We start from the raw sequence: 6734 nt of genomic DNA on the forward strand, positions 1-6734 counted from the left end.
TCTCGGAAACCAAGAGACAGCTGCTTTGGGGCTGATTGTCGGGTCATTGCCGCCATTCGACGTCGCCCAGAAAAATGTACCCCGCGCCGTATATCGTTTTGATCAGGCGAGGGTTTTTGGGGTCTTCGCCAAGCTTGGTGCGCAGACGGGAAATCCGAACATCCATCGCGCGATCAAAGCTGTCGCCAGCACCGCCACCCAGCATTTCCTGCATCTGGGCGCGGCTGATCAGCCGCTTTGGGCTTTCCAGAAACAGGCGCAGGACTTCGCCTTCGGCATGACTGAACGGGGTTTCCACCCCTTCGGCGTCGATCAGGACATAGCGATCAAACTGAGCAGTCCAGCCGTTGAACCGGGCCACATCGGTGGCCTGAACACCCGTTCGGGGGGCACGCAGGCGGGCACGGATGCGGGCCACGACCTCGGCCGGATCAAACGGTTTGGTGATGTAATCATCCGCCCCAAGCTCCAGCCCTGTTACCCGGTCCTGCACCTGTGCCCGACCCGAGATGATAATGACCGCTGCGCCCTGTTCCAAAGCCAAACGATGGACCAGCGCCAGCCCGTCCGTATCGGGCAGCGACAGGTCAACCAGACAAACATCCGGCGTGACCCGTTTCAGCGAGGCTTCAAATTCGCGCGCACGGGCAAAGCTTTGGGTGCGGAATCCGGCTTCTTCCAGCGTGTCGGTCAGGATACGCCGGATTTCGGGTTCGTCGTCCAGAATGGTCACCAGCGGTTGGGTCATCAGGCGGCCTCGGTTCTGATCAGCGCGGACAGTTGCGCGGGGGTAAAGGGTTTGCGCAGCACAGGTGCCACGGCCAAAGCCCGGCGGTGCAACGGGTCGGAATAGGGCAGCGATGTCATCAGAATGCAAGGGATCGCGCCGTCCAATTGCTGAATAAGGTCCAACCCCGTTTCATCGCCCTGCAATCGTATGTCGGACAGGATCAGGGCGATATCGCCAATATCTGCCGTCAGGGTCAGCGCCTCATCTACCGAGGTCGCCTCGATCACCGCGCAGCCCAGATCGACCAGCATGTCGCGGAACTGGCTGCGCAGCTCGTCCTGATCCTCGACCAATAGCACAAGGCCGGATTGGGCGGGGGGTGCGGGCCGGTACGGCAGCCGCAGTACAACGGAGGCGCCCGATGGTGTGTTGCGCAGTTGCAGGTCCCCACCCGCCAGTTTGACTGTGTCATAGACCATCGGCAGACCGAGGCCGGAACCATCGCTGCCCTTGGTGGTAAAGAACGGGTTCAGCGCCTTGTCCAAAGCCTCGGCCGAGAAGCCTGGGCCAGTGTCCGAGACGGTGATTTCCGCCCAGATTTGCCCAATCGCATGGGCGCTGATGGTGATCTGTCCCGAGGCACCGCAGGCATCGCGGGCGTTCAGCACCAGATTCAGCAACGCATCCTGCACCATGCCGGGGTCCAGCATCAACGGCTTGTCCGGCAGGGTGTTAACCACCGATAGTCCCATCCCGCGCGGCAAGGACGGTGAGGCCAACGTCCGAAGGTCTTCCAGCAGCGCGCGCATGTCGGTGGCCTGCGGTTGCGGTGTGCGGTGCCCGGTCATGTCAGCGATACGGTTCAGCAATTGCCCGCCACGCCGGGCGGTCTGTTGGGTGGCGGTGATCAGGGTATCCGCCTGATCCGGCAGGTCCATTTTCGCCAGCTTTGCCTGCATCCCCAGAATGATTGTCAGCAGGTTCGAAAAATCATGCGCCAGACCGCTGGTCATCTGGGCCGCCATCTCGCGGCGGCGGGTCTGTTGCAAGGCGACGCGGGCCTGGGTTTCTTCGGTGATGTCCACCGACATGACATAGACGCCCCCTGCTCCGTCGGGCGTGAACGACACGCGGATGCGGCGCTGGTCCTGACCTTCGGTGAATTCAAAAACCGAAGGTTGCCCGCAATAGGCCTGTTCCAGATGCGGCTTGACCCGCTCATAGGCCCCTGCCCCCAGCGCCTGAGAGATATGCAGGCCCAGAATATCCGAAGGACGACCGGGCATCACCGCGCTGAGGCGGCGGTTGGAGTAGTCATACCGCGCCTCGGCGTCCAGATGGGCGATATGGGCGGGCATCATCTCGGTCGTCATGCGGGTGCGCGCTTCGATCTCGGTCAGCTGGCGCTTGGCCTCTTCCAGCGCGGTGATGGTGGCGGCGAGTTTGCGGTTGGTGGCCGACAGCTCCTCGGCCCGGTCCAGCAACTGGCCCGACAGTTCCTCGGACCGGGCGCGCAGCAGGTCCTCGGCCTGTTTGGTGCGGGTGATGTCGGTATAGACTGCGACCCAGCCGCCGGTGGGCAAGGGCGCGCCTTCGACTGAGATCACCTGACCGTTCGGACGGGTCCGCTCTATATAATGCGGCTCGAACGCAAGGGCCTGCTCGACACGTTGTGCCACCATTGTATCCACGTCGGTCTCGGCACCGTATTCGCCCCGGCTGGCCAGAAAATGGATGGTGTCGTGAAACAGGGCGCCGGGCTGGACCAGTGCGTCGGGCAGGTCGAACATTTCCTGGAAGCGCAGGTTGCACAGGACCAGCCGCAGCTGATTGTCGTATATCGACAGGGCCTGACCGATCAGGTTCAGCCCTGCTGTGGTCATCGCCTTGATGCGCTGTTCGCTGACGTCCAAATCCATCCTCCCCTGCGCCTATGGGTAGCACCAGTTTTGGCGCAGGTGTAGGGGGTTGGTTCAGCCGTGCAGCGGTTGGCTTTGCGATGCGCGATAGGCCTGCACATAGCCGCGCGCGACCGCGCGGACGGCGGTGCCGATCTGGGAATAGGCCTCATCCGGCAGGTTGGCGAAGGATACGCGCGCCGACCAGTCCGGGGCGTCGAACCCGCTGCCGTTCAGCAGGACGATGCCGTAATCCTCGGCCAGTTTGAACGCGATATCCAGCGGGTGGATATTCTGTTTGATCCAGGCCACCACGTCCTCGCCCACATATTTGCGCAGCCAGAATTCGAAATCGATGATGCCGTAATAGGCGTCATACTGCGCGCCTGCATCGACCTTTACCCCCAGCGCCTCGGTCAGCAATTTGAAGCGGCGGTGGACCAGTTCCATACAGGCGGTTTGATAGGCCTTTTTGGTGTCAGCCAATTCGCAGAGCGAGAACAGCGTCATCATCACCTGCTGTGGTAGCGACAACCCGGCGGTATGGTTCAGCGCCACATCGCGGCTGTCGGCCACCAGCCGGTCGATGAACCGGATATCACGCGGCGTCAGGCTGAGCGTGCCATAGCGTTTGTCCAGCACCTGTTTGATTTCTTCCGGGTGGTCGGCCAGTTTCAGGTCAAAGATATTGTCCTGCGCCACGGCGATCATACCCAGCCGCCAGCCGGTGCAGCCGAAATACTTCGAATAGGAATACACCCCGATCGTGTTGCGCGGCAAATGCCCCATGACCGAGGTGAAATCATGCACAAACGTGCCATAGACATCATCGGTCAGCACGATCAGGTCGGGCCGGTGGTTTTCCACCAGATCGGCCAGTTTGCGCAGCGAGGCTGTGCTCAGCGCCACCGAGGACGGGTTGCCCGGATTAACCAGAAAGAACGCTTTGACCTTCGGGTCCTTCAGCTTTTCGACCGCCGCGTCGGTCAGTTGGAACCCATCTTCCTCGTCAGTTTCCACATGGACGGATTCGAGGCTGTAATCCTCCAGCTCGGGCATCTCCAGATAGGGGGTGAAGATCGGCGTGCACAGCGCGATGGTGTCACCCGGGTTCAGCAGCCGGTTGGCCTTGAGCGTCTTGAAGATATAGCACATTGCAGCCGTGCCGCCCTCGACCGCGAACAGATCGAATGTGGCGTCTGGGCGGTGACCGGCGCACATGGCCCACATCAGGTATTCATGGGCAATGGCGGCGTTGTGTTTCAGGATGCGGTCGGGCACCGGATAATTGTCACCGATGATGGAATCCGTCAGTTCGTGCACGAATGCGTCGGCGTCAAAGTCGAAGGCTGAAATGGCATGCCCGACCACGTCGATCAGCGTATCGACACCGGGCATATCCGAATTCTCGGCCGCCCATTCCAGCAAACGGGCGTGGCAGCCTTGCATCGCGGGCATGCCGCCCAGACCGGCGGGGTGGTTCATGACACGCCGGGATTCGGTGATCGCAAACTGGCCTAGGGCAAAGAACGCCTCGCGCGGGCGGGTGGCGACCCAGTTGGGATTGCCGCGCCCGGCGTTCAGAAAGGCGCTGTTGGTCTTGCGCGCCTCGGCCGAGGCCAGCTGGATCAACTCATCCTTGATCTGAAACGGGCTGAGCGCTTCGTAGTCGTGCAGCTTCACTCTATCCATGGATCAAACCTTTCTGAAATCAACTGAGGATCAAAACCACGACCATGCCAAAGATGGTCAGCAGCGTGTTACCGATGGCGTAGGGCATGCCATAGCCAAGGGCGGGAATGCGGCTTTGCGCGGCCTCTTGAATCATCCCCAGCGCCGCCGTGGTGGTGCGCGCGCCGGCGCAGGCGCCAAACAGGATGGCCGGATGGAACTTGAACACGTAATGGCCAACATAGACGGCAAAGATCATCGGCAATGAGGTCGCGACGATCCCCCATAACAGCAGGGCGATGCCCGCCTGTTGCAGCCCGGCGACAAAGCCCGGCCCGGCGGTGATTCCGATCACGGCGATAAAGACGTTCAGGCCCAGCGTGTTCATCAGCCACAGCGCCGGGCCGGGAATACGCCCAAAGGTCGGGTGTACCGTGCGCAGCCAGCCCAGCACCAACCCGGCCAGCAGCGCGCCGCCGGTGGTGGACAGGCTGATGGGAAAGCCGCCCATCATGATCGCCAGTGTTCCGATCACGCCGCCGATGAAGATACCCCAGCCCACAAAGGCCAGATCGGTGGTATCCACCGGGCGGTCGGCATAGCCGATCTGGGCAATCGCAGCCTCCACATGGCGTTTGCTGCCCTGGATGGTCAAGATATCGCCGCGATGCACCGCCGTGCCCGGCAGCAGCGGCAGGTCCAGCATGTTCCGCGTCAGCTTTGAGACATAGACACCACGGGCAAGGGACATGCTTCCCAGTTCCTCAAGCGTCTTGCCATGTACGTCCTTGCTGGTGATCAGCACATCCAGCTTTTCGGACGGGATCGACAGCAGGTCCGGCGCGTCGGCCTCTTTCAGGCTGGTTTCCAGCAGCCCGACCAGATCGGCGCGACGGCCCGAGAACATGACGATATCCCCGGCCTCAAGCACCATGTTGTCATCGACCTCGATAACCTGATCGCCCCGCCGCAGCCGTTCGGCATAGATGCGCACGCCCGGCATCAGGTCCTTGACCGGCTGGCCCAGCAGATCACTGCCCTCGGGGATTTCGAAAGCGCGCGCTTCAATCGCGCGATAGGCCGAGACGATGCCGTCGCCGGTTTCCATGTCGGCGCCACCGCCCAGCTTGGCCTCGTATTCCCTGCAGGCGGCCACCAGATCGACACCGATCAGGCGCGGGCCGATCTTGGCTAGAATGATGGCCGAGCCGATGGTGCCGTAAATATAGGTCACCGCATAGGCGACGGGAATCTGGTTGGCATAGGACTTGGCTTGCTCCGCCGAGAGCCCTAGCTGGCCGATCTGGTCCGTCGCCACGCCGATAGCGGCTGAAATCGTCTGCGAGCCCGCATAAAGACCGGCGGCATAGCCCAGTTCCAGCCCCGCCACCTTGGCCGCGACGACCGGGATGATCAGACACAGGGCGAGGACACTGAGGGCAAAGAACACCTCGCGCGCGCCATCGACCTTGAGGCCGCGCATGAATTGCGGGCCGACGCCGTAGCCCACGGCGAAGATGAACAGGATGAAAAAGGTCGATTTGACGGCCGAGTCGATCTCGATATGCGCCTGCCCGATCACCACTGCTGCCAGTAAGGTGGCGGTGACGGTGCCCAGGCTGAACCCCATCAGCTTCCACGGGCCGACCAGAAATCCGATGCCGATGGACAGAAAGACCGCCAGTTCCGGGTAGGTTTGCAGAATATTCACAAGCCAGTCGATCATGAACTTCCCCTTCAAACACATGGGTGCAACCGACCGGACAGATCAGAGTCAGGTGGGTGCCCCAAGGGCCCGGCCTTGTGTCCGGCGTCGCTCAATCAAAACTAGAAAACTTGAAGGTCACGATACCGTTAGTATCTCGTTTGTCTAGATTTTTCGGAATATGCTTCGGTGGCGGCGGCGCGCCAGAACTGTCACAACTGCGCATCCTGTCGGCAAAATTTCCGGGCCGCCGGAACAAACCCGTTGCAGCCCCGGGGCGTTTCCCGTCACATACGGCCATGACGCGACCAACCATAACCTCGGACAGCAATGCAACCGGCATTTGCATCCGCATTGCCGGCGATTTGCTGACGCAATCGCTGGAATTGGTCGAGGATGGGTTCAGATCGGTCAAACCCGCGACCGGCCCGGTCGAGTTGGACCTGTCGCAGGTTCAGGCACTGGATACGGGCGGTGCGTGGTTGATTTCCGACCTGCAGAACCGCCTGACCGCAGGCGGAGCAACTGTGCAGATCACGGGCGCACAGCCCGCCTATGCCACGCTGATTGACACGGTCGCGCGCAACGTTCCCAAGGAGGTGAGTGATCCAGAGCCGCCCGGCGGCTTCGTCAATTGGGTCGCGCATCTGGGCGCGCGGATGGCGGGCGGTTGGAAGGACACGCTGTCGATCCTCGAATTTCTGGGCCTGACGCTGCACCGGCTGGTGCG

Annotated in this window: 5 protein-coding genes; 1 reads left to right on the forward strand and 4 read right to left on the reverse strand. The window is 61.7% G+C overall.

The genetic code is table 11. The features are described from left to right. Window positions 1-43: 43 nt before the first annotated feature. Genes MPJ51_RS04940 through aspT form a run of 4 tightly spaced genes read right to left on the reverse strand, consistent with a single transcriptional unit; the run spans window position 44 to window position 6025 of the window. Window positions 44-748 (reverse strand): response regulator transcription factor, encoded by a 705-nt coding sequence (locus MPJ51_RS04940; RefSeq protein WP_298382620.1) that lies wholly within the window; start codon window positions 746-748, stop codon window positions 44-46. Beyond that, the gene (locus MPJ51_RS04945; protein ID WP_298382623.1) at window positions 748-2649 is read right to left on the reverse strand and encodes a PAS-domain containing protein; all 1902 of its coding nucleotides are present in this window, start codon (window positions 2647-2649) and stop codon (window positions 748-750) included. Before MPJ51_RS04945 ends, MPJ51_RS04940 begins: the two co-directional genes overlap by 1 nt. A 54-nt stretch (window positions 2650-2703) precedes the next feature. Next, window positions 2704-4320 (reverse strand): bifunctional aspartate transaminase/aspartate 4-decarboxylase, encoded by a 1617-nt coding sequence (locus tag MPJ51_RS04950; protein ID WP_298382625.1) that lies wholly within the window; start codon window positions 4318-4320, stop codon window positions 2704-2706. A 19-nt stretch (window positions 4321-4339) separates the two neighbouring features. Further along, complete coding sequence (gene aspT / locus MPJ51_RS04955; protein WP_298382628.1) at window positions 4340-6025, reverse strand: aspartate-alanine antiporter; 1686 nt, start codon at window positions 6023-6025, stop codon at window positions 4340-4342. Between the two features lie 278 nt (window positions 6026-6303). On the opposite strand from aspT, the gene MPJ51_RS04960 reads away from it, so the two are divergent. Continuing rightward, the coding region (locus tag MPJ51_RS04960; protein WP_298382748.1) for an STAS domain-containing protein at window positions 6304-6734 on the forward strand (431 nt) is incomplete at its 3' end.

It is taken from the genome of Ruegeria sp., from assembly GCF_028066395.1.
Taxonomy (GTDB): Bacteria; Pseudomonadota; Alphaproteobacteria; order Rhodobacterales; family Rhodobacteraceae; genus Ruegeria.